The sequence below is a fragment of the Rhizobium sp. YTUHZ045 genome, assembly GCF_051124255.1.
Classification (GTDB): Bacteria; Pseudomonadota; Alphaproteobacteria; order Rhizobiales; family Rhizobiaceae; genus Rhizobium.
Map to the genome: position 1 here is coordinate 846,596 of NZ_CP101433.1, position 26,793 is coordinate 873,388.

The window sequence follows — 26,793 nt, forward strand, 5'->3', positions numbered from 1 at the left end:
ATCCGTAGAGGAGCGTGATATCTGGTGCATCAGCCGGTGAATAGGGCATCCAGCTGCCCGATTTAACGAAGCCCAAACCACTATTGTGTATGACAGGGTTGTTACATGGTTTGGAAGGTGGACCCAACGCGGTGAATGGCATCTGGACGCAATTTGGTGGCAACCTTTCCTTCGTGTCTCTGGCGATGTCGCTCTGGGCGCTCTTTTCGATCCAATTTCAGCGCCGTTCCTTCAGGCAGGAGAAGATCGCCTTCGGGATAATAGCTGGCGGCGCCTCCATCGGATCCATACTGCTTGCGATCGAATTCCATCCTGGGATCTATATCGACCTGCGTTTTTCGCCGCTTGCATTGGCCGGTATGTTCGGGGGGCCGATTGCGGCGGCTTTTGCTGCGTCGCTGGCGATCGCCTTTCGCTTTGCTGTCGGCGGCACGGCGATGGTCGACGGGATTATCACAATTGCATTCGCAACCGGCATCGGCGTGGCCGGCCATTTCTGGACCCGCAAGAGATCTCCTGGCTTCACGGATGTTGTTCTGCTGGGCCTTGCCCTTGGCGCGATACTGGTTGCAGCGATGGCCCTGCTTCCCACTCTCGTGACCGCCCATGTGCTGGCCGGAGTGGGCTTTCCCCTGACGGCCTTGAATTGTCTGGCGACCGTGATCGGTGGCTTTGTGCTCCTGAAGACGCAGCAATGGGAACTCGAACGAAGCATCCTGGTGACGGCATTTTCGCAATCGCCGGACTATCTCTATGTGAAGGACCGAAACAGCCGGTTCATTACCGTCAATGAAAACATGACGCGCCTCTTCCGTTTCAGAACGACGGCGGAGATGACCGGATTGTCGGATTTCAATCTGATGTCGCAGCCGCTCGCTGAAGAACTGTATCATCTCGAGCAGCAGGTGATGGAGACAGGGACGCCGCTGATCGACTCCAACGAGCGGATCGAAGGCCGCTTCCTGCTTGCTTCCAAGGTGCCGGTGCGGGACAAGCAGGGACGGATCATCGGTCTTGCGGGCGTAGCGCGTGACGTGACGGAGCGCACAGCGCTGGAGCGGGAGCTGCGCGAAAGCAAGAAGCTGCTGTCGCATGCGATGGCGAACATGTCCGATGGCATCGCCATGTACGACAGCAAAGGCTTTCTTCTCTTTTGCAACGATCAATACCGTCACGCCTTTCCGCTCTCCGGGGCTGCCCGTGTGGTCGGCGCGCATATCAGCGACATCCTGCGCCGCGTCGTCGAAACCGGCGAGCGGCCCGCTATCGCAGAGGGTAATACGGAAGAGTGGATCAAGACCGCAGCCGCTTCCCTGCACAGCAATAAGGATGAGGAAATTCAGCTTCACAACGGTGATTGGCGCAGCATCCGCACGAGAATTGCCGGAGATGGCACGGCGATGGCCGTCGTCTCGGACATCACGGCGACGAAACAGGCGGAGATCGCGCTGAGGCTGTCGGCGGAGCAATTGAAGAATCTTGCCGAGACCGACGGGCTCACCGGCATTGTCAATCGCCGCGCTTTCGACGAGGCCTTCGCACGTGAGACGGCGGGCAGCGCCAGGAAAAATACGCCATTCAGCCTGCTGATGGTCGATATCGACCGCTTCAAAGCCTATAATGATACCTATGGCCATCCCGCCGGCGACCAATGCCTGCGCGTCGTCAGCAAGTGTCTGCGCCAGTCCGTCAGTCGGCCGGCGGACATCGTTGCGCGCTACGGCGGAGAGGAATTCGCCGTGTTTCTTCCCGACACCAGCGCCAAGGGAGCGATGATCGTCGCCGAACAATTCGCGCGTCGCCTAGCCCAGGAGAATATCATTCATTCCGGCAGCGAATTCGGGCGGGTCACCGCCAGCATCGGCATATCCTGCGCCACAGGCGCGACCCTGCGGACCAGCCCGAACCGGCTTTTGGCAGAGGCCGACGCCGCGCTCTATGAGGCCAAGACGCAAGGTCGCAACCGTATTCTGGCGCATTCCCGCGAGAACGGGCATGCCCTGAAGGAAACCGGTTAGAAGCACGCGCTACAGCTCTCGATAGGTTTCTTCTATCGAGTCATCATTCGTACGCCCTTGATGTTTAGCGCCCTTCATCAATACAGGGCGCATGGACACAAAATTCATTGGGAAGAAATCGGCGGCAGCCGGCGGCTGGGGCGCTCTGAAAAGCTGCGGCAAACAATTGCTGCAAAGCGGCATGCCGGTCTCCGGGGCGCGAACGATGCTGAAGGCGAACCAGCCGGATGGTTTCGATTGCCCGGGCTGTGCCTGGGGCGATCCGGAACATGGATCGTCGTTCGAATTCTGTGAGAACGGCGTGAAGGCCGTCGCATGGGAGGCCACGGAAAAGCGGGCGACACCCGCCTTCTTCGCGGCGAACACGGTCTCTGAGCTTCGCCGGCTGTCGGATTACGAGCTGGAGCTCAATGGCCGCCTCACCCATCCGATGCGTTACGATGCTGCGAGCGACCGTTACCTGCCGGTGGCGTGGGAGGATGCTTTTGCCGAGGTCGGCAGCATTCTGAAGGGCCTCGATAATCCTAATCGGGCGGAGTTCTATACGTCCGGCCGCGCCAGCAACGAGGCTGCCTTCCTCTATCAGCTGTTCGTGCGCATCTACGGCACCAACAACTTTCCCGATTGTTCCAACATGTGTCACGAGGCAAGTGGAATCGCCCTGAACCAGGCGGTAGGCGTCGGCAAGGGCACCGTGCTTCTGGAGGACTTCGAGGAGGCGGATGCGATCTTCGTGATCGGCCAGAACCCCGGCACCAACCACCCCCGAATGCTCGGCGACCTGCGCCGGGCGGCGATGCGCGGCGCGCGGATCGTCGTCTTCAATCCGATCCGCGAGCGCGGGCTGGAGCGTTTCTCCGATCCGCAGGACAAGATCGAGATGCTGCGCGGCGGCTCGACCGACATTGCCAGCCTTTATCTGCAGCCGCAGCTCGGTGGCGATATGGCCGCGGTGCGTGGAATGGCAAAGGCGGTGCTGGCCGCGGAAGACGCTGCGATTGCCGCCGGTCTGCCGCCGGTTCTCGATCATGCGTTCCTGGCCGACTATTGCGCCGGTTTTGCGCAATACCGGGCCGCGGTCGAGGCGACGGCCTGGGCAGATATCGAGGACCAGTCAGGACTGAGCCGCGAGGAGATCGAACGGGCGGCCGAGGTCTATATCAGGGCTGAGCGGGTCATCTGCACCTGGGCGATGGGTGTGACCCAGCATCTGCATTCGGTGGCGACGATCCGCGAGATCGCCAACTTCATGTTCCTGCGCGGCAATATCGGCAAGCCGGGCGCCGGCCTCTGCCCGGTTCGCGGCCATTCCAATGTGCAGGGCGACCGCACCGTCGGCATCAACGAAAAGCCGTCGGACGATTTCCTCGATGCGCTGGAGAAACATTTCGGCTTTGCCGTCCCCCGCAACCATGGCCACAATGTTCTTGCCGCAATTGGGGCGATGCTTGATGGCTCGGCCGAAGCTTTCATCGGCCTCGGCGGCAATTTCGCCCGCGCCACGCCCGACAGCGCGCTGGTCGAAAAGGCGCTGCGGCGGCTGAAACTGACGGTGCACATCGCCACCAAGCCGAACCATTCGCATCTGATGCCCGGCGAGGCGTCCTTCATTCTGCCCTGCCTCGGCCGCACCGAGATGGACCTGAACGCTGCCGGCAGTGGCCAGCTCGTCAGTGTCGAAGATTCGATGAGCATGGTGCATGGATCCGCCGGAATCAACCGGCCGGCCTCGCCGCATCTCCTCTCGGAAGTCGCCATCATTGCCGGCATTGCGCAGGCGACGGTCGGCTCCTCCGTGGTCGACTGGGCGGAACTCGCCAACGACTACGACCGCATCCGCGATCATATCGCGGCGACCATTCCCGGCTTTGAAAACTACAATGCCCGCCTGCGCAAGCCGCGCGGTTTCCATCTGCGCAACTCGGCCGCCCATCGGGAGTGGCAGACGCCGGCAGGCAGGGCATCATTTTCTTGCCCGGCGCTTCCAGAGGAGACCGTGCATCAGCGTGCGCGAAGAGGCGAGGGGCGTTTCGCTCTGCAGACGTTCCGGTCGCACGACCAATACAATACGACTGTCTACGGTCTGGATGACCGATATCGCGGTGTCTACGGAGAGCGGCAGGTCATCTTCATTCATCCGGCGGATCTGAAAGCGATGAATGCCGAGGCCGGTGACCGTGTCGACGTGATCGGCGAGCACGATGACGGTATCGAGCGTATCGCGCGGGATTTCCGCTTCGTGCCCTATGATATTTCGCGGGGCAGCATTGCCGGCTATTACCCTGAACTGAATGTGCTCGTGCCGCTTGGCAGCGCCGGCGAGGAAAGCGATACGCCGACCTCGAAATCGATCATGGTTTCCTTGCGCAAGCGAGACGCCGCGTGAGCAACGAGGCTATCGGCTCCGACCGTTTTCTTGCCCTTGTCGCTGCGGCGCAGGATAGGGACCTCCGACTGACCTCCTTGCAGGCCGGTCTGCTCGTCGCTGCCGAGCTCGGGATCGCGTCCGACAGCCGCTCCTTTGCGCGCATGCTGGGGATCGCGCATGCCCTTGTGTTGCGGGACCTCAGCGCGCTGGCGGAGCGTGATGATATGCTTCAAGTCGTCAATCGGGATCCGAGGACAATGCGAGTGCACTACCGATTGGCTAAGCCCTAAAAACCGAAAGCGCAAAGAGCGAAGCTGAAAGATTGCGGTGCGCTTCAGCTGCAAGTTACCGGCGGCTCATGCGCTTTCTCGTTTCGGACGGGTATTCGCCATAGGTTGCCTTGTAGACCGCAGAAAAGCGGCCGAAATGAAAGAATCCCCATTTGAGGCAGATGGCCTTCATCGTCTCCCTGCACTCGGGATCGATCAGATCCTGCCGTGCGGCGCGCAGACGAAGCGTCAGCAGATAAGCGGCGGGGGACGTTCCCTTGAACGCGCGAAAACCGGTTTCGAGGGCTCTGCAGGAGACGCCGGCCGCTTCCGCCACCTTTGGCATGGTGATCGGCTGATCGATATTGGCCTGCATGAACTCGATCGCTCTGCGCACATGCCTCGGAGCGATAAGGGCGGCGCCTTTGTCAAGGAAATGCGACAGCCGGTGTGGCACCATGCGCACGACCAGATCGGCGAGCGCCTGGGTCATGTGAGCCATAGCGATCGGCGACTGCAGCAGGGGACCGTCGTCGCGCATCCCTGAAATGATCGTTTCGGTGAGGTTGCCGATCGTCCGTCCGGCCGGCGTCGACAGATCCAGTTCGGGCAGAAGGTCGAGCGAGCCGCTGAACGGCATTTCGAACGTACGGCCGATCGTCTGGAGGATGACGGGCCAGTTGATCAGCAGTTCGTCGATGACGTTGCCTTGCCCGTGCATGAGAACGCTGTCGGGTTCGAAATTATTGTAGAGAAGCAGTTTGCCTTGCCCGGCCTCGGCCTTGCGCGTCCCATAGGTGACTCCCATGCCGCCACGGCGCGGCACGACGAGCGACAGATACTCCGCCGTGCTGACAGTCGGCTCGATGTTGAATTGGAACTCCGCCTCATGATAGCCCGTCAGCAGGACGGCGCTCTCGGCTACCGAAAAATCCAATCCCCAATGAAAGTCCTTGGCGCGGCCGACAGGCTCGGCATCAAACGCGCCGAAAGCGCCGCCGAGGGTTTCCACCATATTGTCGAAAGACGAACCGTGGAATCGGAAGGAGAATGGCTGGGCGCTGTTTTCCGTCATGCTCTCCTCCTTATTTCATCTGACGTCGCGCATAACGCGACACCTCGGCCACTTGGATCAGAATGAAGTACGTCCCTCTTTTTGTTCGCACGTCGCCGAGCGTCATCTTTCTCCTCACCCTTGCCAGGGCATGACGGACGAGGCTCGGCTGTATATTAGCGGATAAGAAGCCAGAGCGCAGTAAGCGGCAGCCAGACGGGCAAGTTTCAACCTGATCCAGGTGCCGGTATTGCTGGCCGGGGCAAGCCGATCCAGGCAGAGCTCGCGCGTGGCGGGCGTCGGCAACGCAGACCTTTTAAATGTTTTATCGATAATTCCCATCTGTCGGATTTTCCTGGCCAGTCGGCAGGAACTGACAGAACCGGCTGCACTTGGCAAGGCCTTGGAACTGCTGCTTTGATGGTGATCCCGTGATGAAACGATTAGCCAGCGTGCGCATAGGGCACATTCAAGGCGCCATCCAAGAGTCGCCTGCCGAAGGTTCTGAAGTGGACCGCTCGAGATAGCCTTCGGCAGGCTGACAGGCAGTTGGCATACGCACGGGATGGAGTGCGTATGGATGTAATCCCCGTCCATCATATGGGGTGATCGATGGAGCGGTGGCTTTCAGACCGTAGACCATCATGGCCCCGGTCGGGCTTAGTTTAGTGTTCCCTGGCGATGGAGCAATTGGCGCGCGCCGATATTGTCCGTCAATCGGCTTTTCGTGACGCAGTCTGGACTGGTCCTGCGCAATATGTACAGGTTGACGCTTTCCGCGCCGCTTTTCGGGGCCGGGAATCAGATCTCCAGGTCCGACTCGCCGGCCCTTGGCGAAGCGCAGCGCAGCCGCCGATCTCGACGGCGTCGATACCTAACGAGCGCAATTCCTCGCCCCGCGCGCTGGCCGCCGCGTTGGTCGTGGCGAGCACCAGCTGTCGCCCTCCTCAAAGGTGCGTTCGCCGGTATTGAGATCCAGAAACTGACGCCATTTGGTGCCATTCCATGCTGAGCCATTTGAAGCCCAGCCTCTTCAGGGTCTGGCGCAGCGGTACGTCGGCGGTCGTGCGCTGAGAGTATTGTCGCCGAATGCCCGTCTTCGGCAGGTTTCCAGGCGGTTCCGCAGCCGCACCAGCCGCCATCTTCGTCCAGCAGGAGGACTTGCCGGCCGGACTTGCCTGTCGCGCTATGACCGGCCTCGTGATTGCCCTTTTCGATGCCGGGTAGCGTCTCAACGGATGGCAGGCCTTTCTGGAGGCCGGTTTCGGGAGAATATGAGCCTGTCGCCAGGATCGCGCATCGGCGCCGACGGTCTCGATATTCGATAGGAGTTGAACCTGACGTCGAGTCCGAGCTTTGTCAGTTGCCGCTCGTACTAGCCGATGAGGTCGAGGATCTCCCCCTGGCGAGGCTGCATCCCGGCAAGCAGGATCTCGCCGGCCAGCCGGGAAAGGCCGCCTGCGGAGGTTCACAGCGCGACCGAAAGGGTGTTGTCGTGTCGGGAGGCCACCTCCTGCGAATTCACCATTGCGCCAGCGAGCTGGCGGAAGGTGACAAGGCCCAGTGTTTCCCCCGAAGGCGAAACCACCCTGGCATCATCGTCCGGTGTCGAAGCCAGCATTCGGAGGGCCTCTTCCACCGTCGTGCCCGATGCGATCGTCAAACCGCCCGGCGCCACCACGGTGTGCAGAGGTGTCATGACGGCCTCGACATGGATGACCCGGCCTCGGTTGACCTCCTTGACGAAGTTGGCGATGTAGTCATCCGCAGGGCGCAGCACGATATCTTGGCTGGTGCCCTGCTGGATAACCTCGCCGTCGCGCAGGATCGCGATCTGGTCGCCCAGGCGCAAAGCCTCGTCGAGATCGTGGGTGATGAAGACGATGGTCTTCTTGATCTCTTTCTGAATATCGAGAAGGACCGTCTGCATATCCGTGCGGATCAATGGGTCGAGAGCCGAATAGGCCTCGTCCATCAAGAGAACCGGGGCATCGTTGGAGAGCGCCCGCGCCAGGCCGACGCGCTGCTGCATGCCGCCGGAAAGCTGGTTGGGGTATTTTTGTTCGAAGCCCTTCAGGCCGACGCGCTCGATCCAGCGCATAGCGACGTCAACGGCTTTCGCGCGCTCCATACCCTGCACTTCGAGACCGAAAATGGTGTTGTCGAGGACGTTGCGGTGCGGCAGAAGCGCGAACTTCTGGAACACCATGGCGGTCTGCTGCCGCCGGAACGTCCGCAATTCGGTCTCGTTCATCTTCACGACATCGATGCCGTCGACCAGCACTTCGCCCGATGTCGGATCGATCAGCCGGTTGATGTGACGGATGAGCGTCGATTTGCCCGATCCGGAAAGGCCCATGATGACCTGGATTCGGCCGGAGGGAATCTCGACATTGATATCCCTGAGCCCCAGCACGTGCCCATGTTTTGCGTTGAGCTCGGCTTTCGTCAGGCCCTTCTGCACCGCTTCGACATAAGCCGTGGGATTGGGGCCGAAGATCTTGTAAAGATTGCGGATTTTGATGCCGCCGAAACGATGCTCAGCCATGGACGGTCTCCCGATGCTTCTGGAGCCTTTTGCCATATGCCTGGCTGACCCGGTCGAAGATGATGGCGATGCCGACGATGGCAAGGCCGTTGAAAATGCCCAGCGTGAAGTATTGGTTGGCGATCGCCTTCAGCACCGGCTGGCCGAGGCCCTGAACGCCGATCATGGAAGCGATGACCACCATGGCGAGCGCCATCATGATCGTCTGGTTGATGCCGGCCATGATGGTGGGAAGCGCCAGCGGCAGCTGCACCTTGAAGAGCTTCTGCGACCTGGAGGTGCCGAAGGCATCTGCGGCCTCGAGCACGTCCTTGTCAACGAGCCGGATGCCGAGATCGGTCAGGCGGATCATCGGCGGGATGGCGTAGATGACAACGGCGATCAGGCCCGGCACCTTGCCGATACCCAAGAGCATGACGACGGGGATGAGGTAGACGAAGCTCGGCATGGTCTGCATGACGTCGAGGATCGGATTGACGACGCGCTGCAGCCGGTCGGAACGGGCCATCAGGATGCCGATCGGGATACCGATGGCGATGGAAAGAACCGTGCAGACGAAGATCATCGAGACCGTCCGCATCGTGTCGTCCCACATGTCGAAGTAGCCGATCAGCATCAGCGTCACCAGACAGCCGAGGACGATCTTCAAGCTGCGGCTCGCAAACCAGGCAATGACGAGGATGATCAGGGTAATGATCGGCCACGGCGTTTGCGTCATGAAGCGCTCGGCAGCGATGAGGAAATGCTGCAGCGGGACGAAGAGGCTTTCGATGCCGTCGCCGTAGCTGCGGGTAAATCCGCGAAAGCCGTCATCGATCGCTTTCTTCAGATTGCGAAGCGCGTCATCGTTCATGTGTGGGAATTTATAAAACCATTCCATCTCGTTCCCCTTTCGTCAAAGTGCCGCGGCAGTCTTTTTTGATTTTGTCGGCGCGTGAGAAGCGGTGCGCTTTCGCGCACCGCTATTTTGGCTCAGAGAGCAGCTTCGATCTTCTTGGCTGCCTCGGGCGAGACCCACTTGGTCCAGAGGTCCTTGTTTTCCTCCAGGAAGTGCTTGGCGCCGTCTTCGCCGGTTGCCTGGTTGTCGGTCATCCAGGCCATCAGCTTGTTGACCGTATCGTTGCTCCATGAACGCTTCTTCAGGTAGTCCATGACCTCGGGGCCGACCTTTTCAGAGAAAGGCTTGGCAACGAGAGTCACGACGTGATCGACCGGCCATGCCGCCGGCTTCGGATCGGGGCAGTCGGCAACCGTGATGCAGCGCTTCCACTCGGCAGCATTCTCCGGCACACCGGCTTCGAGCTTGACCATCTGATACTTGCCGAGCAGCGCGGTCGGCGCCCAGTAATAGCCGACCCAGCCTTCCTTGCGCTCGTAAGCCTTGGCGATCGAACCGTCGAGACCGGCGGCAGAGCCGGTGTCGACAAGGGTGAAGCCCGCCTTTTCGGCATCAAACGCCTTGTAGAGCTGCGAGGTGACGACCGTGCCGCCCCAGCCCTGCGGGCCGTTGACGATGGCGCCCTTCTTCGGATCTTCGGGATCGGGGAAGAGTTCCGGATGCTTCAGCGCATCGCCGATCGTTTTGATATCGGGATGGGCGTCGGCGAGATATTTCGGAATCCACCAGCCCTGTACGCCGCCATCCGGCAGCGGCGAGCCGACCTGAACGATGCGGCCTTCTTCCGTGCCCTTCTTGACGACGTCAGGAAGCAGGTCGATCCATGCTTCGGGCGCAATATCGGGCTGGCCCTTTTCAGCCATGGAGGTGATCGTCGGGACGGTGTCGCCAACGGTGATGTCGGCGCTGCAGCCGTAACCTTCGTTCAGGATGAACTTGTCCAGGTTGGAGAGAACTTCGGCGCTCTGCCAGTTCATGCTGGCGATGGTGACGCTGCCGCATTCGGCGGCGCCGGCGAAGGACGCGCCGCCGATCAGGCCGAACGTCAAGCATGTCGATGCAAGTAGTTTCTTCATTCTCGTTCCCTCTATTTAGCGGCTGATCTGGCCAGGCGGGGTGCCGCAGTACCCGCCCTCAACGGTCGTCAGGAAACAGCTCCCATACCCACCGATTTCTTGAATGCTGCCGATAGTCCTTCCCCCACCGCAGCGTCGAACCCGGCGGCGCGCATGCCTTCGATGGCTGCCGCGGTGGTGCCGCGATAGTCGAGAAAGGTTTGGACGATGTCTTCGGGACATTCGTTGCGGCGCTCCAGCAGCCGGCCGGCGCCTGATATCACCGTATTGACGGCGCGGCGCGCAACTTCGGCCGGCAGGCCGCGGGCGACGGCATCGCGCATCATGGCGGCGGCGAGCAGCGCCGGGAATGCCGGCCCGGAGCCGGAAAGGCCTGTGAGATAATCGATGTCGCTTTCCCTTGCGACCTCGTCCTCAGATCCGCAGGTCTCGAAGATCGCGCGGACGACGGCCCGGTCATCTCCAGTGATGTCGTTCGCGCCGATCCAGGGGGTATAGGATTTCCCCACTTCGGCAGCGGCATTTGGCAGGGCGCGGACGACGCGGCCTGTCTTGTGGCGTTGCGAAAGGTCGCCCAGGCGAATGCCGGCCATGACCGAAATCAAGAGCTTGCCGGAAGCATCGAGAGCGAACGGACGCCAGTCGTTGGGGCGAACGGCGAGGAGGATCACATCCGAGCAGTCGGCAAGTTCCTGACTGTCGGTGGTCCAGAAGGAATCCGGGAAACGGTCGGGCTGCCGGCTGCGATAGGAGAGGCAGAGATTTCGAGGATCGACCAGGCCGGAATCGACGATCGTGCCGGCGATGGCTCCACCCAGCCAGCCGCCACCGCCAACAATACCAATCCTCAAGGAAACGCTCATCTCGGTTTCCTCAGCCGGGCCTATAGCCATGCCGCGCGAAGAAGCGGTCGAGCTCCCTCTGCAGCGGCACTTCGCCCGTGTAGATCGCAATATATTCGGGAATCCGTTTCATGCGGACGGCGAGTTCCTCCTTCGACTGCATGGAAATGTACCCGATCTGAACGAGGTAAGTTGTCCGCGCTCTGACATCCGATGTCGTTTCTGGTAACCCGAACCGCATAAACATGCGTTTGAGCGCCTCCAGCCGGATCTGATCCGCCTGCTGGACCTCGGCCAGAAGTTCGTCCGACTGCAAGGCCCAACTGCGCACGGCAAACTCGAATTTGGCGTCGAAGAGGTTGGTGTTCAGCCAGCAATCGAAAACGTTGAGCATCGCTTCTGCGAGCGACTCCGCATAGGCTTCGGACTGCTTGACGATATTGCCGGTGTTTTTCTCGCGCCACCGCGCCACGAGCGCGCTCAAGAGTTCCTCCCGATCCTTGAAGAACCAGTAGAAGCTCGTTCGCGAGAGATTGAGTTTCTTTGCGAGCGGCAAAATTTTCACCGAATCCACGCCGGATTCCAGCAATGACTGGTAAGCTGCCTCCAGCCATCCTTCCTGCGATCCGCGCCAGCCGGTGTCGTTCAAAGCCTGGTCCATGCATTATCTCCTATCAACTTCCGCGGCTTGGCACAAGAAAAATGTACATCAGTGTCGAAAATAATGACCTTCGTGTTTTCAATGTTGACACATATGTACATCACCCTTAGCGTTTGCTTCGATGTTTTAATCCGGAACCACGGTCCATGTCGAACGATCCCCTACTTCAGCCCTATCAGCTCAAGCATCTGACGCTGCGCAACCGCATCATCGTAACCTCGCACGAGCCGGCCTATCCCGAGGACGGCATGCCGAAGGAAAGGTATCGGGCCTATACGGTAGAGCGGGCAAAGGGCGGGGTGGCCTTGACGATGACGGCAGGCTCCGCCGCGGTTTCCAGGGACAGTCCGCCTGTTTTCAACAACCTGTTGGCCTATAAGGACGAGATCGTGCCCTGGATCAGGGAAATGACCGACGCCGTGCATGAAGAGGGGGCGGCGATCATGATCCAGCTCACTCATCTCGGCCGGCGCACGCGCTGGGACAAGGGCGACTGGCTGCCGGTCGTCGCCCCGTCGCATCATCGCGAGGCTTCGCATCGCGCCTTCCCGAAGAAGTTGGAAGATTGGGACATCGAGCGCATCATCAAGGATTTCGCCGATGCGGCCGAACGGATGAAGGCCGGCGGTATGGATGGAATCGAGCTGGAGGCCTACGGCCACCTGATCGACCAGTTCGCGTCTCCGCTCACGAACGAACTTGACGGCCCCTATGGGGGTGCGCTCGAGAACCGCATGCGCTTCTGTTTCGACGTGTTTAGGGCGATCCGCGAGAGGGTCGGGAACGAATTCATCCTCGGCGTGCGCTATACGGCGGACGAATGTCTGCCCGGCGGCAACGGGCAGGCCGAAGGCATAGAGATTTCCAAGCGGCTGCGCGACAGCGGGCTTATCGACTATCTGAACGTCATTCGCGGCCACATTGACACCGACCCGGGTTTGACCGACGTCATCCCGATCCAGGGCATGGCGAACTCGCCGCACCTGGATTTTGCCGGTGAAATCCGCGCCGCGACCAACTTCCCGACCTTCCATGCGGCGAAGATTCCCGACGTCGCCACGGCGCGTCATGCGATTGCAGCAGGCAAAGTCGACATGGTCGGCATGACCCGAGCCCACATGACCGACCCGCACATCGTCCGCAAGATCATCGAGAAGCGGGAAGAGGATATCCGCCCCTGCGTCGGCGCCAATTATTGTCTCGATCGCATCTATCAGGGCGGGGCGGCCTACTGCATTCACAATGCCGCCACGGGCCGCGAACTGACGATGCCGCATATCGCGGCAAAGGCCGAGGTCAGAAAGAAGGTCGTCATCGTCGGCGCCGGCCCGGCCGGGCTGGAGGCGGCGCGCGTCGCGGGAGAGCGCGGCCACCAAGTGACCGTTTTCGAAGCGGCGAACAATCCAGGCGGTCAGATCCGCCTCACCGCCCAAAGCGAACGCCGCCGGGAAATGATCAGCATTATAGACTGGCGCATGAGCCAGTGTGAGAAATACGATGTCACCTTCCACTTCAACACCTGGGCGGAAGCCGACACGATCGAGGCCGAAAATCCTGACGTCGTCATCATCGCCACCGGCGGCCTGCCGCATACCGAGGTTCTCTCAAAGGGCAACGAGCTGGTGGTCTCGTCTTGGGACATCATCTCCGGCGATGTGAAACCCGGTTCCAACGTGCTTGTTTTCGACGACGCCGGCGATCATGCAGCGCTGCAGGCGGCGGAGTTCCTCGCCAAATCAGGCGCCAAGGTCGAGATCATGACGCCGGACCGGTCCTTCGCGCCGGAGGTCATGGCCATGAACCTGGTGCCCTATATGCGTTCGCTCCAAAAGTACGACGTGACCTTCACCGTTACCTATCGGCTTGAGGCCGTCGAGAAGAGCGGTAATCAGCTCGTCGCCCATATCGGCAGCGATTACGGCGGAATTGCTCGGCAGCACAGCTACGACCAGATCGTCGTCAATCACGGGACCATCCCGCTCGACGAACTCTATTTCGAGCTGAAGCCCAAGTCGAAAAATCTGGGCGAGGTCTCGCACGATCAGCTTCTCCAGGGGCAACCGCAATCGATCATCCGCAATCCCGAGGGCAAGTTCCAGCTGTTCCGGATCGGCGACGCCGTCGCTGCTCGCAACACACATGCCGCTGTCTATGACGGTCTGCGCATCGCGAAGGATATATGATTGTCAGAGCGGCCGCCTGTTGGCCGATCGGGAGGAACTGATATGAGTTTGCGAAACGAAAGCCTCCAGCGTTTCCTGGAAGCCGCTTCGATCGCTTTCGGCCAGTTCGCCAGGGCTCCGGCAGCCCGCCGCTCGATCGGGCAGTTCTTCGCGGCGCTGGAGCGGCCGGGGACTGCGCGCGCGGGAGAGGGAAGCCGGTTACCGGTCTGCGCTCACCTCGATATGGCGCTCGCAATCGATACGTCCTATGCTTCGCTGGCGCGATTGATCGAGGGGTTCAAAGGCATCGAGCCAATGCTTGAATGGCGTCGCCGCACAAAGTATGACCACACCACGGCCAGCGACAATTTCGTTGATGGGCATGCCAATGCCATGATCGTCGGGCCGGGTGGATTGGAGGAGCGAAGTGACCTGTGGTTCGGCGTGACATTGATGGCGCCTCACGTGCGCTATCCCGATCACGACCATGCGCCGGAGGAAGTCTATCTCGTGCTGTCCAAGGGAGAGTTCCAGCAGGGGGAGGGGAACTGGTTTTCGCCTGGTATCGGCGGATCGTTCTATAATATTCCCGGGATCAAACATGCCATGAGGTCGGTGGAGGTGCCGCTCTTCGCCTTCTGGGCGTTGCTTGCCGAGCGGTCGCATTGACGGACGGCTGTCTAAAGCATGTCGCGCAAAGCTGTGCGGCGGTTGTGACAACGGCTTACGTAAAAACAAAGAGCGCAGAGCAAGCGAATCTGAAAGATCGCGACGCGCTTTGGATATAGGGGTTTGCCATGAAGATTCTCGTGCCCGTCAAGCGGGTTGTCGACTACAACGTGAAGATCCGGGTGAAGCCGGATGGCACGGGTGTCGAGCTTGCCAATGTGAAGATGTCGATGAACCCGTTCGACGAGATCTCGGTGGAAGAGGCGCTGAGATTGAAGGAGGCCGGCAAGGCGGAAGAAGTGGTGGTGGTGTCGATCGGCCCGGCCAAGGCCGAGGAAACGCTGCGCACGGCGCTCGCGATGGGCGCTGACCGGGCGATCCTAGTCGAGACCGACGACGCCGTCGAGCCGCTCGCCGTCGCCAAGATCCTTAAGGGGGTCGCCGATGCCGAGCAGCCTAGCCTTATCATCGTCGGCAAACAGGCGATCGACGACGATTCGAACCAGACCGGCCAGATGCTGGCGGCATTGCTGGGCTCGGCCCAGGCGACCTTTGCCTCGAAGATCGAGATCGGTGACGGTAAGGCTCAGGTCACCCGCGAGGTCGATGGCGGCCTGCAGACGATCGAGATCAAGCTGCCGGCGGTCATCACCACCGACCTCAGACTGAACGAGCCGCGTTACGCCTCGCTGCCGAACATCATGAAGGCGAAGAAGAAGCCGCTCGACAAGAAGAGCCCTGCCGATTTCGGCGTCGACACGACGCCGCGGCTGAAGGTGCTGAAGACCGAGGAGCCGTCCGGCCGCAAGGCCGGCGTCAAGGTCAAGTCGGTCGCCGAACTCGTCGACAAGCTGAAGAACGAAGCCGGCGTGCTGTAATCGGGCTGGAACAGGAGCAACTATCATGACCATTCTTCTTCTGGCCGACCATGACGGCAATCACCTTTCCGACCAGACCGCCAAGGCGCTGACGGCGGCAAGCCAGATCGGCTCCGACGTGCATGTGCTGGTTGCCGGCAAGGCTGCCAGGGCTGCGGCCGATCAGGCGGCAAAACTCTCCGGCGTCTCCAAGGTGCTGCTCGCCGAAAGCGACGCGCTTGCCAACAATCTCGCCGAACCGCTGGCCGATCTGATCGTTTCGCTCGCCGGCTCCTATGACACGATCGTCTCGGCCGCCACCTCGGTCGGCAAGACGGTGCTGCCGCGGGTGGCAGCCCTTCTCGACGTCGCCCAGGTCTCGGAGATCATCGAAGTCGTCTCCGCCGACACCTTCAAGCGGCCGATCTATGCCGGCAACGCCATCCAGACGGTGCAATCAAGCGACGCCAAGAAGGTGATCACCGTGCGCACCGCTTCCTTCGCCTCGGCAGCGGAAGGCGGTTCGGCAACGGTCGAGGCGATCCCGGCCGTCTCCGATCCGGGCCTGTCGCGTTTCGTCTCCGATGCCCTGTCGGCGTCGGAACGTCCGGAATTGACCTCGGCCAAGGTCATCATCTCGGGCGGCCGCGCACTCGGTTCGGCCGAGAAGTTCAGGCAAGTCATCCTGCCGGTGGCCGACAAGCTCGGTGCTGCCGTCGGCGCCAGCCGTGCCGCCGTCGATGCCGGTTATGCCCCGAACGACTGGCAGGTCGGCCAGACCGGCAAGGTGGTGGCGCCCGATCTCTATATCGCCTGCGGCATCTCCGGTGCCATCCAGCATCTGGCCGGCATGAAGGATTCGAAGGTGATCGTCGCCATCAACAAGGACGAGGAGGCGCCGATCTTCCAGGTTGCCGACTACGGCCTCGTCGCCGATCTCTTCGACGCGCTGCCGGAATTGCAAAAGGCGCTCTGAGCGAGGAGACCGAACGTGGCGCGAGCGGTGGGACGTCCAATCAGACCTGGTGCCGACCTTCTCCTGAACGATGAGGAAAAGCCGGCCTATATCAGGCTGCACGACATCGGCAGGGAAAGGCGTCCTCGGCCGCTGCAGGAATTCCTCAACGATATCGGCGGACTGATGCTGTCGGCTGAGGCTCCCGCCGTTGCCAGTTTCGTTGCCGGCAAGGTGCTGCAGAGGCTGCTCAAGACAGGCAAGGTGCGGCCGGAGGGCGACCCTCTTCCTGGCGTGCCGGGAGGGCTGGATGACGCCATTGGCCATCTGGCAAAATCCGGACGAAAATATGAGGCGATCGCCGGCCAGTTCAAAAGTCTCGCCGACAAACTGCTGTGGAGACGTGGCCGGAGCGGCCCCTTTGCCAGCCTGAACTTCGGCAACACCCACTCCCACGCCGTCCTGATCGGTCCGGGCGGCCTGGAGGAGCGGGCCGATCTCCGGGTGGGCGTGATCTATATGGATCGCTACACGCGCTTTCCCGATCATGTTCAGACGCAACCGCGTGCCTTCATTCTGCTTTCGCCGGGCGAAATCTGCCTCGACGATTCCCAATGGTTTTCCGCCGCGACCGGAACAGTTTTCGCGAATGATGCGGGGCAATCTTTTGCGATAAGATGTACGGCCCAGCCGCTTCTCGCGGTCTGGTGTCAGGTCGAGCCGGGATAACGAGGATGAGGCGGAAGCAGCTCGTTTCGATGTCTAGGTCGTAGCTCTGCATATCTCGCTATCGAAATGATTCAACAGAAAGGATTATCAAATGGACGTTCGCGCCGCCGTAGCCGTTCAGGCCGGAAAACCGCTGGAAGTGATGACCGTGCAGCTGGAGGGGCCGAAGGCCGGCGAGGTGCTGGTGGAGGTCAAGGCGACGGGCATCTGCCACACCGACGATTTCACCCTGTCGGGCGCCGATCCGGAAGGCCTGTTCCCCGCCATCCTCGGCCATGAGGGCGCCGGCATCGTCGTCGATGTCGGCCCGGGTGTGACGTCGGTCAAGAAGGGCGACCACGTCATTCCGCTTTATACGCCGGAATGCCGCGAGTGTTATTCCTGCACGTCGCGCAAGACCAATCTCTGCACCGCCATCCGCGCCACCCAAGGCCAGGGCGTGATGCCGGACGGCACCTCGCGCTTTTCGATCGGCAAGGACAAGATCCATCACTATATGGGCTGCTCGACCTTCGCCAATTACACGGTGCTGCCGGAGATCGCGCTCGCCAAGATCAACCCCGACGCGCCCTTCGACAAGGTCTGCTACATCGGCTGCGGCGTCACCACCGGCATCGGCGCCGTCATCAACACCGCCAAGGTCGAGGTCGGATCGACGGCGATCGTCTTCGGCCTTGGCGGCATCGGCCTGAACGTCATTCAGGGCCTGCGGCTTGCCGGCGCCGACATGATCATCGGCGTCGATATCAACCCGGATCGCAAGGCCTGGGGCGAGAAGTTCGGCATGACGCATTTCGTCAATCCGAAGGAGGTCGGCGACGACATCGTGCCCTATCTGGTCAACATGACCAAGCGGGGCGGCGACCTGATCGGCGGCGCCGACTACACCTTCGACTGCACCGGCAACACCAAGGTGATGCGCCAGGCGCTGGAGGCCAGCCATCGCGGCTGGGGCAAATCGGTCATCATCGGCGTGGCCGGCGCCGGCCAGGAGATCTCGACGCGGCCGTTCCAGCTGGTCACCGGCCGCAACTGGATGGGCACCGCCTTCGGCGGCGCGCGCGGCCGCACCGACGTGCCGAAGATCGTCGACTGGTACATGCAGGGCAAGATCCAGATCGATCCGATGATCACCCACACCATGCCGCTCGAAGACATCAACAAGGGCTTCGACCTGATGCACAAGGGTGAAAGCATCCGCGGCGTGGTGGTGTATTGAGAATGAAAACGATCTCGACCGACAAGTCCTACGGCGGCACTCAGGGCGTCTACGTCGAACGCTCCGAGGCCTGCGATTGCGACATGACTTTCGCGGTATTCGTGCCGCCGCAGGCCGGCGCGGGCAAACTGCCGGTTCTATGGTATCTGTCCGGCCTGACATGCACGCATGCCAACGTCATGGACAAGGGCGAGTATCGGCGGCTTGCCGCCGAACTTGGTCTGGTCATCGCTTGCCCGGATACCAGCCCCCGCGGTGACCACGTTGCCGATGAGGCCGACAACTGGCAGTTCGGCAAGGGTGCGGGCTTTTATGTCGATGCCACTGAGCCGCCCTATTCGGCCAATTACCGCATGTACAGCTATATCGTCGACGAGCTGCCGCGGCTCCTTGCTGCGGAATTTCCGGTCGACATGGACCGCCAGGGGATATTCGGTCACTCGATGGGTGGACACGGCGCGATCACGATCGCACTCAAGAACCCGAATCGCTTCCGCAGCTGTTCGGCCTTCGCGCCGATCAGCCATCCCTCGGTTTCCGGCTGGTCGAAGCCGGCCCTGCGGAAATATCTTGGTGCCGACGAGGCGGCCTGGCGGGCCTATGACGCCTGCTCGCTGATCGAAGACGGGCATCGCTTTCCCGAACTGCTCGTCGACCAGGGAACTGCCGATAGCTTCCTGGAGGACGGGTTGCGTCCCGACGAGCTCAGGCAAGCCTGCGAGGCGGCTGATATCAACCTCAAGCTTCGCATGCAGGAAGGCTACGGCCATTCCTACTTCTTCATTTCGACATTCATGGAAGACCATCTGCGCTGGCATGCGCAGAGGCTGGGAAACTAGTTGCAGAGCTCGGCCGGGCATTTCGCAAACGGCCAGGGAGGGAAGGAGAAGCAATGACCAGCATAGCCATACATCCGGCAGTGGATTCAGGCTTTCGAGCGACTGACGCTGCTTTCGCCGGCGGAACGCTTGTGTGCAACTGCGCAAGCAATCCGGTCAAGGTGAGGATCAAGGGTGAAATCGCCCACAACCATGTCTGCGGCTGCACCAAGTGCTGGAAGCCGAAAGGCGCGGTCTTCTCGCTCGTGGCTGTCGCGCCGACCGAAAGCGTCGAGGTGCTGGAAAACAGCGACAAGCTCGCAGTCATCGATTCCGCAGCTTTGATCCAGCGGCATGCCTGCAAGGAGTGCGGGGTGCATATGTACGGACCGGTCGAGCGCGAGCATCCCTTCCAGGGGTTGTCCTTCGTCCATCCGGAGCGCTTCCAGGAGGGCGGCTGGGCAAAGCCGACCTTCGCAGCCTTCGTGTCGTCGATCATCGAAAGCGGCTTCGACCCTTCGAAGATGGACGCCGTCAGGGCGCAGCTGAAATCATCGGGCCTCGAGCCCTATGATTGCCTCTCGCCCGGCCTGATGGACTATATCGCCACCTGGACCGCCAAAAAGAGCGGCGTCCTGGCCGCCTAATTCTTCGGGGGGCGCCGAACAGGCGCTCCCCGGATGCAGCCGTCATCCGCATGTCGTAACCTCCGGCGATGGCCGGCGTCTTGAGGTCCTGTAATCGACCTTGGCTGGAGCCAATCCAGCCCACCTGCCACGACAACCCATGAGAAGAACTCCGCGAAGGCTGCCGCCGCGGAGCTTTTGCCATGCCCGTCATTTCCGAAAATAAGCAGCGGCATCAAGCCTCCCGCTATCGGCGGCAACAGTCTCCCTTGTCGTCGGGACACTGATCATCGTCCGCGCTCATAAACATGCTCTTCGCAAATTGTGTAATCGAGGAATTATTAATGTGTACAGAGAGTACACAATTATTGACTCTGTCTGGGCGGCGTGTCATCTTCCCCGGCGTAGAGCAACAAGCGACCGGAGATCGACGATGGCGAAGACACCCAAGAGCAATCTCTACGAAGACCTGAAACGCCAGATTCTGACGATGGAGCTGGATCCGGACGCTGATCTCGACGAGGTCAGTCTGAGCGAGAAGTACGGGCTGTCGCGCACCCCGGTGCGGGACATATTTCGTCGCCTTGCCGGCGAGGGCTATATCGACATCCGCGAGAACAGGGGTGCGCGGGTCATTCCGATGAACCACTCCACGCTGCGCAATTTCTTCCTTGTCGCGCCGATGATCTATGCGGCGATCGGCCGTCTCGCCGTGCAGAACTTCAAGCCCGCGCAGCTTGTCGACCTGAGGCAGACCCAGGAACGGTTCCGGGCCGCCAGCGAGACTAAGGACCCGCTGGCGATGGTTCTGGAGAACAATCGCTTTCATGAAATTTTCGGTGAGATGTCGGGCAATGACTACCTGCAGCCGAGCCTCGGCCGGCTGCTCATCGACCACGCACGCATCGGCCACACCTTCTTCCGCCCGAGAAACGATGACATGCGGCGGCGGCTGCAAATTGCCGTCGACCATCATGACGGGTTCATCGAGGCTCTCGGTGCTCACGACGAGAGCGCCGTGGTCGACCTCGTCTTCGAACACTGGGAACTGTCTCGCGAGAACATGGAGATGTTCATCGCCCCGCAAGGCCTTAAGGCGGATGCCCATCTTGGCGGTCCGGCCACGCAGTTATTGGAGAAGTCATCGTGAAATTTGAGGGGATCTATACACCGGCGGTGACGCCGCTCGATCAGGATGGACAGATCGACCGGCCGGCATTCGCTGCCGTGCTCGAGTCGCTGATTGAGGCCGGCGTCCACGGCATCATTGTCGGCGGTTCGACGGGCGAATACTACGCCCAGAGCAGCCAGGAACGTTACGAGCTCGCCGCCTATGCGAAGGAAGTCATCGGGACGCGGCTGCCGCTCATCATCGGCACCGGCGCCACGCGCACGGAAGATTCGGTCGAATACGCCAAGTCGGCGAAGGAAATCGGTGCGGATGCGATCCTGGTGTCGTCGCCGCCATACGCATTGCCGACCGAACGCGAGAATGCGGTGCATGCGCTGACGGTCGATCGGGCGGCCAACCTGCCGATCATGCTCTACAACTATCCCGCCCGGATGGGTGTGGTGATGGGCGAGGAGTATTTTTCTCGCGTCGGCAAGTCGAAGAACGTCGTCGCCATCAAGGAAAGCTCCGGCGACATGGGCAATCTTCACCTGCTCGCTCGGAAGTTCCCGCACATTTCGCTCTCCTGCGGCTGGGACGACCAGGCGCTCGAATTCTTCGCATGGGGCGCGAAGAGCTGGGTCTGCGCCGGTTCCAATTTTCTGCCGCGCGAGCATGTCGCCCTCTATGAGGCCTGCGTCGTCGAGAAGAACTTCGACAAGGGCCGGGCGATCATGAGCGCGATGCTACCGCTGATGGATTTCCTAGAATGCGGCAAGTTCGTCCAGTCGATCAAGCACGGTTGCGAGATCATCGGCCTGACGGCCGGCCCGGTACGCGCGCCGCTGCGCGGACTGAACTCCGAAGAGAAAAGAACCCTTCAGACCGTCGTTTCCACGTTGAAGCGCACGGTCGGCCAGATCACGTCGGGAGCCAACCAATGCATGAACCCTTGACCGCAGCCGAATACAAGGCGATTGCCGCCGGTCTTCAACTTCCGACCAACGCTTTCATTGACGGCGCATTCCGTCCGGCAAATTCCGGCAAGACCTTCACCTCCACCAACCCGGCGACGGGTGAGGTCCTTGCCGAGATCGCAGCCTGCGATTCCAGCGACGTCGACTTCGCCGTTGAGAAGGCGAAGGACGCGTTCGACGACGGACGCTGGCGCCTTCGCTCGCCGGGTGAGCGTAAGGAAGTGCTCTTGAAGCTTGCCAAGCTCATGGAGCAGAACAGGCACGAACTCGCCGTTCTGGAAAGCCTCGACAGCGGCAAGCCGGTGCGCGAATGCCAGACGGTCGACGTTCCCGATACGATTCATACGATCCGCTGGCACGCCGAGCTCATCGACAAGCTCTATGACAACACCAACAATGTCGGCGCCAATGCGCTGGCCATGGTGGTGCGCGAGCCGATCGGCGTGGTCGGCTGTGTTTTGCCGTGGAACTTCCCGCTGCTGATGCTGGCCTGGAAGATCGGTCCGGCGCTCGCCGCCGGCTGCTCGGTCATCGTCAAGCCGGCGCAGGAAACGACGCTCACGACGCTGCGCGTCGCCGAGCTTGCCCATGAGGCGGGTATTCCGGCTGGTGTGTTCAACGTCGTTACCGGCTCCGGCCGGGAGGTTGGCGAACCGATCGGCCTGCACATGGACGTCGATATGGTGGCCTTCACCGGGTCGACGCCGACCGGCCGCCGCTTCCTGCGTTACGCCGCGGACTCCAACCTCAAGAAGGTCGTGCTCGAATGCGGCGGCAAGAACCCGGCGGTGGTGCTGGCGGATGCGGAAGACCTCGATCTCGTTGCCGAGCAGGTGGTCAACGGCGCCTTCTGGAACATGGGCGAGAATTGCTCGGCCACGTCGCGCCTGATCGTCCATGCCAGCATCAAGGACGAACTGCTGCAACGCATCGGCGCCTATATGCGCGAATGGAAGACGGGCGATCCGCTGAACCCGGAAAACCGTATTGGTGCACTCGTCAGCAAGACCCATTTCGAGAAGGTGAAATCCTTCCTCGATGATGTGAAGACCGAGAAACTCTCGCTCGCCCATGGCGGTGAGACCTATGAGGGGGCCTTTATCGAGCCGACCGTTGTCGATGGCGTCACGCCGAAGAGCCGGCTGTTCCAGGAGGAAATTTTTGGACCGATCCTTTCGGTCACCACCTTCGAAAACCTGGCCGAGGCTACCGCACTTGCCAACGATACCAATTACGGCCTGACCGCGTCGATCTATACCGGCAGTCTGCGCAACGCGATTCGGCTCTCCCGCGATATCCGCGCCGGCCTCGTCACCGTCAATTGCTTCGGTGAGGGCGATGCCTCGACCCCCTTCGGCGGCTATAAGGAGTCCGGTTTCGGCGGTCGCGACAAATCGGTCTTCGCCCACGACAATTACTGCGAGCTCAAGACCATCTGGATCGACATATCCGAACGGTCGGTGGACGAGACGATCCGATGAGCCGCCGTGTGATCAAGCACCTGCCGACCGACACCGGTGTTTCGGGGTGGGAGGCGACCAGCGAACGTGCCTTTCCCGTAACGGCGCTTGAACACGACATTACCGCAGACTGGCTGATCATCGGCGGCGGATTTGCCGGTCTGTCGGCGGCACGCCGCCTCTTGCGATCGCGGCCCCAAGACAAAATCGTCGTCCTGGAGGCCCGCGAACTCGCCAAGGGTCCGGCCGGAAGGAATTCCGGCTTCATGATCGACGTGCCGCATAATCTGTCCTCGGGCGAGTATTCGGTCGCCGACGAAGCGGCGACGAAGGACGAGATTCGCCAGAACCGTCTGGCGATCTCCTTTGCCGCCGATGCCGCAGCCGAATACGGCCTGTCCGCAGAGACATTCGATCCGGCGGGCAAGGTGAATGCCGCAGCCTCCGAGCGGGGGCTGGGGCTCAACGACAACTACCGGAAGTCGCTCGAAAAGATCGGCGAGGAACATCGCGTTCTCGACGCCGATCAGATGCGGGAAATGACAGGCTCGCGTCACTATCTCGGCGGGCTCTATACGCCCGGTGCCGTGATGATCCAGCCCGCCGATTATATTCGCGGCCTGGCACACGGGCTTTCTTCGAAAGTCGCGATTCACGAGCATTCGCCGGTTCTGGAGCTTGCGCGCGAGGGCCGAACCTGGAAGGCAAAGACCGCGCGCGGTTCCGTATCTGCGCCCAGGGTCATTCTGGGTGTAAACGGCCATATTCAGAGCTTCGGCCACTTCCGAGGCCGGCTGATGCACATCTTCACCTATGCGTCGATGACATCGGCCTTTTCCCAGAACGAATTCGGCGGCGACGTCACCGGCGTCGATCGCTGGGCGCTGCTGCCGGCCGATCCGATGGGCGCTACGGTGCGCAAGATCACCAAGAACGGGCGTTCGCGGATCGTCGTCAGGACCAGGTTCACCTACGACCCGAGCCTCAAAGTATCGGAGAAGCGGGTCGCCGGCATTGCGGCCGAGCAGCGCCGCTCGTTCGATGTCCGGTTTCCGGGGCTGGAGCGCCTTCCGATGGAATACAGCTGGGCGGGTGCACTCTGCCTCAGCCGAAATCATGTGCCGGCGTTCGGTGAGGTCGAGGAAGGGCTCTTTTCCGCCTGCTGCGAAAACGGTCTCGGCACCGTCAAGAGTACCTTTGCCGGCATGATGGCGGCAGATCTTGCGACGGGAGCCGCAAGCCCCGAGCTCGACAAATACAAGAACCAGCCGAAACCGACGAGACTGCCGCCCGAGCCCATCGCATGGCTCGGCATCAACTCGGTCATCCGCTTTCAGGAATTGCGAGCCGGCCGCGAGGGATGATCCCTCGGCCGGCGCAATATGAAGACTGCCGTCCGCAGGCTTCAATGAGAATGGGAACGAAAACCAGGAGTAACAACAATGAAGACTTTGTGGAAGGCGCTTTGCGCCGCTGCGGTGATTGGGATCAGCATCCTGCCTGCCCGCGCGGAAGAGAAGACGATCAATCTGGGAACGATGGCATGGGAAGACCTGACCCCCATCACCGGTATCACCAAGAAGGTTCTCGAAGATGCCGGTTACACCGTGAAGGTCACTGAATTCTCCGAATGGGGCATTGCCTATGCCGCCCTTGCCAAGGGCGACATCCAGGCACTCACCTCGCAAACCGACTACGTCGCTCAGGACTATTGGGACAAGAACAAGAACCGCCTGGAAAAGATTTCCCCGGTGTCACACGGCCTCTATCAGGGCGTGGCCGTCCCGAAGTATGTTCCGATCGACTCGCTCGAACAGCTCAATGAAAACGCTGACAAGTTCGGTGGCAAGATCATCGGCATCGAACCGGGCGCCGGCCTGATGCGTGATACCTCGAATGCGGTCAAGGAATATGGCCTCAAGCTCCAGCTCGTCGAAGGCAGCACGGCTGCGATGACGGCGGCGCTGAAATCCGCTTACGATCGCCAGGAGTGGATTGCGGTCACCATCTGGGAGCCGTCCTGGATGGTTCAGAAGTACGAGGTCAAGTACCTCAAGGATCCGAAGGGCGTCTTCCCGCCGCCGCAGAGCTACTACTGGATCGGCCATAAGGGCTTCTCCGAGGAATACCCGCATGCCCGCGAGGTCATGGCCAGTGTCTACGTGCCGATCGCCGATATCACCGCCATTAACGGCGCGGTCAAGGATGGCAAGACCATGGACCAGGCAGTGCAGGATTGGATCGGCACCCACGCCGACCTGATCAAGCGTTGGGAAAACATCAAGAAGAAGTGAGCACCTCGTGGCCGCCCGATCCGTCGGGCGGCCATCTTGAAACCTAATGAGAAGCCAGCGCCATTGGCTCAAAGGGGATCGCCATGAAAACCGTCAATATCGATGCCGAGGATGTCCTGATCGACTGCCAGTCCCTTTGGAAGGTCTTCGGGGGCAAGTCCGCTGCGGCGATGAAGTCGATCAAGGAGCGTGGTCTCGGCAAGAAAGAGGTCCTGCAGGAGTTCAATTGCGTCGTCGGCGTCTCGGATGCGAGCATTCAGGTGCGGCGCGGCGAAATCTTCTGCATCATGGGGCTGTCGGGCAGCGGAAAATCGACGCTCATTCGCCTGCTCAACAAGCTGATTACGCCGAGTTCCGGCAAGGTTCTCGTCAAGGGGCGTGATCTCGCCAGCCTGTCGCCGGTCGACCTCCGGCAGATGCGCGCCAAGAATATCGGCATGGTGTTTCAGAGCGTCGCTTTGCTGCCGCACCGGACAGTTCTGGAAAATGCGGCCTTCGGCCTCGAAGTCCAAGGCATCGCGAAGGCGGAGCGAAACAAGACCGCCGCCGCCGCCCTCGAGAAAGTCGGCCTCGCCGACTGGGTGAGCCGCTATCCCAGCGAACTCTCCGGCGGCATGCAGCAGCGCGTCGGGCTTGCCCGCGCGCTTGCCTCCGACCCCGAGATCATTCTGATGGACGAGCCGTTCAGCGCGCTTGACCCGCTGATCCGGCGCCAGCTTCAGGACGAATTCCGCCAGCTGACGAAAGCGCTCGGCAAATCCGCGGTCTTCATCACCCATGATCTCGACGAGGCGATCCGCATCGGCGACCGCATCGCCATCATGAAGGACGGTGTCATCATTCAGACCGGCACGGCCGAGGAAATCATCCTCAACCCGGCCGACTCCTATGTCGCCGAGTTCGTCGCCGGCATCTCCCGCCTGCATCTGATCAAGGCGCATTCCGTCATGCGCAGCGTTGCCGAATTCCAGCAGAGCGCTGCGAATTCCGATATCGCGTCGCTTGCGCGCACGACGCCGGATGCCGATATCGACGAGCTTATCTCCCTGACGATGCAATCGGACCGCGACGCCATTGCCGTCGTCGATAACGATCGAGTCGTGGGCGTCGTTACACCGCGCAGCCTCTTGATGGGTGTCAAGGGAACCTCCGCCCCCGATCTGACGGCGGCGTGACCCAGGG

At 61.1% G+C, this 26,793-nt stretch carries 23 protein-coding genes; 17 read left to right on the forward strand and 6 right to left on the reverse strand.

Going from position 1 to position 26,793, the window contains the following annotated elements:
* The first annotated feature begins 89 nt into the window (after nucleotides 1–89).
* The 3 genes from NMA58_RS26250 (at nucleotide 90) to NMA58_RS26260 (ending at nucleotide 4,676) form a co-directional block, all read left to right on the forward strand.
* Complete coding sequence (locus NMA58_RS26250; RefSeq protein ID WP_434713781.1) at nucleotides 90–2,018, forward strand: diguanylate cyclase; 1,929 nt, start codon at nucleotides 90–92, stop codon at nucleotides 2,016–2,018.
* Between the two features lie 91 nt (nucleotides 2,019–2,109).
* Nucleotides 2,110–4,404 carry an FdhF/YdeP family oxidoreductase gene (locus NMA58_RS26255; RefSeq protein WP_434713783.1) on the forward strand — a complete coding sequence of 765 codons (2,295 nt, stop codon included), beginning with the start codon at nucleotides 2,110–2,112 and terminating at the stop codon, nucleotides 4,402–4,404.
* Nucleotides 4,401–4,676 carry a hypothetical protein gene (locus NMA58_RS26260; RefSeq protein ID WP_434713785.1) on the forward strand — a complete coding sequence of 92 codons (276 nt, stop codon included), beginning with the start codon at nucleotides 4,401–4,403 and terminating at the stop codon, nucleotides 4,674–4,676. The genes NMA58_RS26255 and NMA58_RS26260 overlap by 4 nt, the downstream gene beginning before the upstream one ends.
* A gap of 55 nt (nucleotides 4,677–4,731) precedes the next feature.
* Here NMA58_RS26260 and NMA58_RS26265 read toward each other — a convergent pair whose 3' ends face one another.
* The 6 genes from NMA58_RS26265 to NMA58_RS26290 form a co-directional block, all read right to left on the reverse strand.
* Entirely contained in the window at nucleotides 4,732–5,730 is a 999-nt protein-coding gene (locus NMA58_RS26265; RefSeq protein ID WP_434713786.1) for an AraC family transcriptional regulator, read from the reverse strand.
* Nucleotides 5,731–7,177: 1,447 nt separating this feature from the next.
* The gene (locus tag NMA58_RS26270) at nucleotides 7,178–8,257 is read right to left on the reverse strand and encodes a quaternary amine ABC transporter ATP-binding protein (RefSeq protein WP_085781790.1); all 1,080 of its coding nucleotides are present in this window, start codon (nucleotides 8,255–8,257) and stop codon (nucleotides 7,178–7,180) included.
* Nucleotides 8,250–9,137, reverse strand: a complete 888-nt coding sequence (locus NMA58_RS26275; RefSeq protein ID WP_097601207.1) for an ABC transporter permease — start codon at nucleotides 9,135–9,137, stop codon at nucleotides 8,250–8,252. Before NMA58_RS26275 ends, NMA58_RS26270 begins: the two co-directional genes overlap by 8 nt.
* Before the next feature lie 92 nt (nucleotides 9,138–9,229).
* The gene (locus NMA58_RS26280; RefSeq protein WP_097601208.1) at nucleotides 9,230–10,231 is read right to left on the reverse strand and encodes an ABC transporter substrate-binding protein; all 1,002 of its coding nucleotides are present in this window, start codon (nucleotides 10,229–10,231) and stop codon (nucleotides 9,230–9,232) included.
* A 68-nt stretch (nucleotides 10,232–10,299) separates the two neighbouring features.
* Nucleotides 10,300–11,094: a pyrroline-5-carboxylate reductase family protein gene (locus NMA58_RS26285; RefSeq protein WP_434713788.1), complete on the reverse strand. Its 795-nt coding sequence runs from the start codon at nucleotides 11,092–11,094 to the stop codon at nucleotides 10,300–10,302.
* 10 nt (nucleotides 11,095–11,104) lie between these two features.
* Nucleotides 11,105–11,734: a TetR/AcrR family transcriptional regulator gene (locus NMA58_RS26290; RefSeq protein WP_434713790.1), complete on the reverse strand. Its 630-nt coding sequence runs from the start codon at nucleotides 11,732–11,734 to the stop codon at nucleotides 11,105–11,107.
* Nucleotides 11,735–11,880: 146 nt separating this feature from the next.
* On the opposite strand from NMA58_RS26290, the gene NMA58_RS26295 reads away from it, so the two are divergent.
* The 14 genes from NMA58_RS26295 to NMA58_RS26360 all read left to right on the forward strand — a co-directional run bounded on the left by NMA58_RS26295 (nucleotide 11,881) and on the right by NMA58_RS26360 (nucleotide 26,786).
* A complete protein-coding gene (locus NMA58_RS26295; protein ID WP_434713792.1) occupies nucleotides 11,881–13,917 on the forward strand; it encodes an FAD-dependent oxidoreductase in 2,037 nt (678 codons plus the stop codon).
* Between the two features lie 42 nt (nucleotides 13,918–13,959).
* Complete coding sequence (locus NMA58_RS26300; RefSeq protein WP_434713793.1) at nucleotides 13,960–14,565, forward strand: dimethylsulfoniopropionate lyase; 606 nt, start codon at nucleotides 13,960–13,962, stop codon at nucleotides 14,563–14,565.
* A 128-nt stretch (nucleotides 14,566–14,693) separates the two neighbouring features.
* Nucleotides 14,694–15,443 (forward strand): electron transfer flavoprotein subunit beta/FixA family protein, encoded by a 750-nt coding sequence (locus NMA58_RS26305; protein WP_434713795.1) that lies wholly within the window; start codon nucleotides 14,694–14,696, stop codon nucleotides 15,441–15,443.
* Nucleotides 15,444–15,468: 25 nt separating this feature from the next.
* Nucleotides 15,469–16,398 carry an electron transfer flavoprotein subunit alpha/FixB family protein gene (locus NMA58_RS26310; protein WP_434711540.1) on the forward strand — a complete coding sequence of 310 codons (930 nt, stop codon included), beginning with the start codon at nucleotides 15,469–15,471 and terminating at the stop codon, nucleotides 16,396–16,398.
* A gap of 15 nt (nucleotides 16,399–16,413) precedes the next feature.
* Nucleotides 16,414–17,106 carry a dimethylsulfonioproprionate lyase family protein gene (locus NMA58_RS26315; protein WP_434713796.1) on the forward strand — a complete coding sequence of 231 codons (693 nt, stop codon included), beginning with the start codon at nucleotides 16,414–16,416 and terminating at the stop codon, nucleotides 17,104–17,106.
* Nucleotides 17,107–17,197: 91 nt separating this feature from the next.
* Nucleotides 17,198–18,325 carry an S-(hydroxymethyl)glutathione dehydrogenase/class III alcohol dehydrogenase gene (locus tag NMA58_RS26320; protein ID WP_097599304.1) on the forward strand — a complete coding sequence of 376 codons (1,128 nt, stop codon included), beginning with the start codon at nucleotides 17,198–17,200 and terminating at the stop codon, nucleotides 18,323–18,325.
* Between the two features lie 2 nt (nucleotides 18,326–18,327).
* Nucleotides 18,328–19,164 (forward strand): S-formylglutathione hydrolase, encoded by an 837-nt coding sequence (gene fghA, locus NMA58_RS26325; protein WP_434713799.1) that lies wholly within the window; start codon nucleotides 18,328–18,330, stop codon nucleotides 19,162–19,164.
* Nucleotides 19,165–19,217: 53 nt separating this feature from the next.
* Entirely contained in the window at nucleotides 19,218–19,790 is a 573-nt protein-coding gene (gfa, locus tag NMA58_RS26330; RefSeq protein ID WP_434713801.1) for an S-(hydroxymethyl)glutathione synthase, read from the forward strand.
* Between the two features lie 412 nt (nucleotides 19,791–20,202).
* The gene (locus NMA58_RS26335; protein WP_434713802.1) at nucleotides 20,203–20,919 is read left to right on the forward strand and encodes a GntR family transcriptional regulator; all 717 of its coding nucleotides are present in this window, start codon (nucleotides 20,203–20,205) and stop codon (nucleotides 20,917–20,919) included.
* On the forward strand, nucleotides 20,916–21,836 hold the full coding sequence (locus tag NMA58_RS26340) for a dihydrodipicolinate synthase family protein (RefSeq protein ID WP_434713803.1): 921 nt from the start codon (nucleotides 20,916–20,918) through the stop codon (nucleotides 21,834–21,836). Before NMA58_RS26335 ends, NMA58_RS26340 begins: the two co-directional genes overlap by 4 nt.
* On the forward strand, nucleotides 21,821–23,338 hold the full coding sequence (locus NMA58_RS26345; protein WP_434713805.1) for an aldehyde dehydrogenase: 1,518 nt from the start codon (nucleotides 21,821–21,823) through the stop codon (nucleotides 23,336–23,338). The genes NMA58_RS26340 and NMA58_RS26345 overlap by 16 nt, the downstream gene beginning before the upstream one ends.
* Complete coding sequence (locus tag NMA58_RS26350; protein ID WP_434713807.1) at nucleotides 23,335–24,681, forward strand: NAD(P)/FAD-dependent oxidoreductase; 1,347 nt, start codon at nucleotides 23,335–23,337, stop codon at nucleotides 24,679–24,681. Before NMA58_RS26345 ends, NMA58_RS26350 begins: the two co-directional genes overlap by 4 nt.
* A gap of 78 nt (nucleotides 24,682–24,759) precedes the next feature.
* Nucleotides 24,760–25,611: a glycine betaine ABC transporter substrate-binding protein gene (locus NMA58_RS26355; RefSeq protein ID WP_434713809.1), complete on the forward strand. Its 852-nt coding sequence runs from the start codon at nucleotides 24,760–24,762 to the stop codon at nucleotides 25,609–25,611.
* An 83-nt stretch (nucleotides 25,612–25,694) separates the two neighbouring features.
* The gene (locus NMA58_RS26360; protein ID WP_434713810.1) at nucleotides 25,695–26,786 is read left to right on the forward strand and encodes a quaternary amine ABC transporter ATP-binding protein; all 1,092 of its coding nucleotides are present in this window, start codon (nucleotides 25,695–25,697) and stop codon (nucleotides 26,784–26,786) included.
* Nucleotides 26,787–26,793: the final 7 nt, after the last annotated feature.

Bases quoted from the DNA above. Each gene is read 5' to 3' on its own strand.
- NMA58_RS26250 (WP_434713781.1), top strand. From the start codon at position 90: ATGACAGGGTTGTTACATGGTTTGGAAGGTGGACCCAACGCGGTGAAT.
- NMA58_RS26255 (WP_434713783.1), top strand. From the start codon at position 2,110: ATGGACACAAAATTCATTGGGAAGAAATCGGCGGCAGCCGGCGGCTGG.
- NMA58_RS26265 (WP_434713786.1), bottom strand. From the start codon at position 5,730: ATGACGGAAAACAGCGCCCAGCCATTCTCCTTCCGATTCCACGGTTCG.
- NMA58_RS26270 (WP_085781790.1), bottom strand. From the start codon at position 8,257: ATGGCTGAGCATCGTTTCGGCGGCATCAAAATCCGCAATCTTTACAAG.
- NMA58_RS26275 (WP_097601207.1), bottom strand. From the start codon at position 9,137: ATGGAATGGTTTTATAAATTCCCACACATGAACGATGACGCGCTTCGC.
- NMA58_RS26280 (WP_097601208.1), bottom strand. From the start codon at position 10,231: ATGAAGAAACTACTTGCATCGACATGCTTGACGTTCGGCCTGATCGGC.
- NMA58_RS26285 (WP_434713788.1), bottom strand. From the start codon at position 11,094: ATGAGCGTTTCCTTGAGGATTGGTATTGTTGGCGGTGGCGGCTGGCTG.
- NMA58_RS26290 (WP_434713790.1), bottom strand. From the start codon at position 11,734: ATGGACCAGGCTTTGAACGACACCGGCTGGCGCGGATCGCAGGAAGGA.
- NMA58_RS26295 (WP_434713792.1), top strand. From the start codon at position 11,881: ATGTCGAACGATCCCCTACTTCAGCCCTATCAGCTCAAGCATCTGACG.
- NMA58_RS26300 (WP_434713793.1), top strand. From the start codon at position 13,960: ATGAGTTTGCGAAACGAAAGCCTCCAGCGTTTCCTGGAAGCCGCTTCG.
- NMA58_RS26305 (WP_434713795.1), top strand. From the start codon at position 14,694: ATGAAGATTCTCGTGCCCGTCAAGCGGGTTGTCGACTACAACGTGAAG.
- NMA58_RS26310 (WP_434711540.1), top strand. From the start codon at position 15,469: ATGACCATTCTTCTTCTGGCCGACCATGACGGCAATCACCTTTCCGAC.
- NMA58_RS26320 (WP_097599304.1), top strand. From the start codon at position 17,198: ATGGACGTTCGCGCCGCCGTAGCCGTTCAGGCCGGAAAACCGCTGGAA.
- fghA (WP_434713799.1), top strand. From the start codon at position 18,328: ATGAAAACGATCTCGACCGACAAGTCCTACGGCGGCACTCAGGGCGTC.
- gfa (WP_434713801.1), top strand. From the start codon at position 19,218: ATGACCAGCATAGCCATACATCCGGCAGTGGATTCAGGCTTTCGAGCG.
- NMA58_RS26335 (WP_434713802.1), top strand. From the start codon at position 20,203: ATGGCGAAGACACCCAAGAGCAATCTCTACGAAGACCTGAAACGCCAG.
- NMA58_RS26345 (WP_434713805.1), top strand. From the start codon at position 21,821: ATGCATGAACCCTTGACCGCAGCCGAATACAAGGCGATTGCCGCCGGT.
- NMA58_RS26350 (WP_434713807.1), top strand. From the start codon at position 23,335: ATGAGCCGCCGTGTGATCAAGCACCTGCCGACCGACACCGGTGTTTCG.
- NMA58_RS26355 (WP_434713809.1), top strand. From the start codon at position 24,760: ATGAAGACTTTGTGGAAGGCGCTTTGCGCCGCTGCGGTGATTGGGATC.
- NMA58_RS26360 (WP_434713810.1), top strand. From the start codon at position 25,695: ATGAAAACCGTCAATATCGATGCCGAGGATGTCCTGATCGACTGCCAG.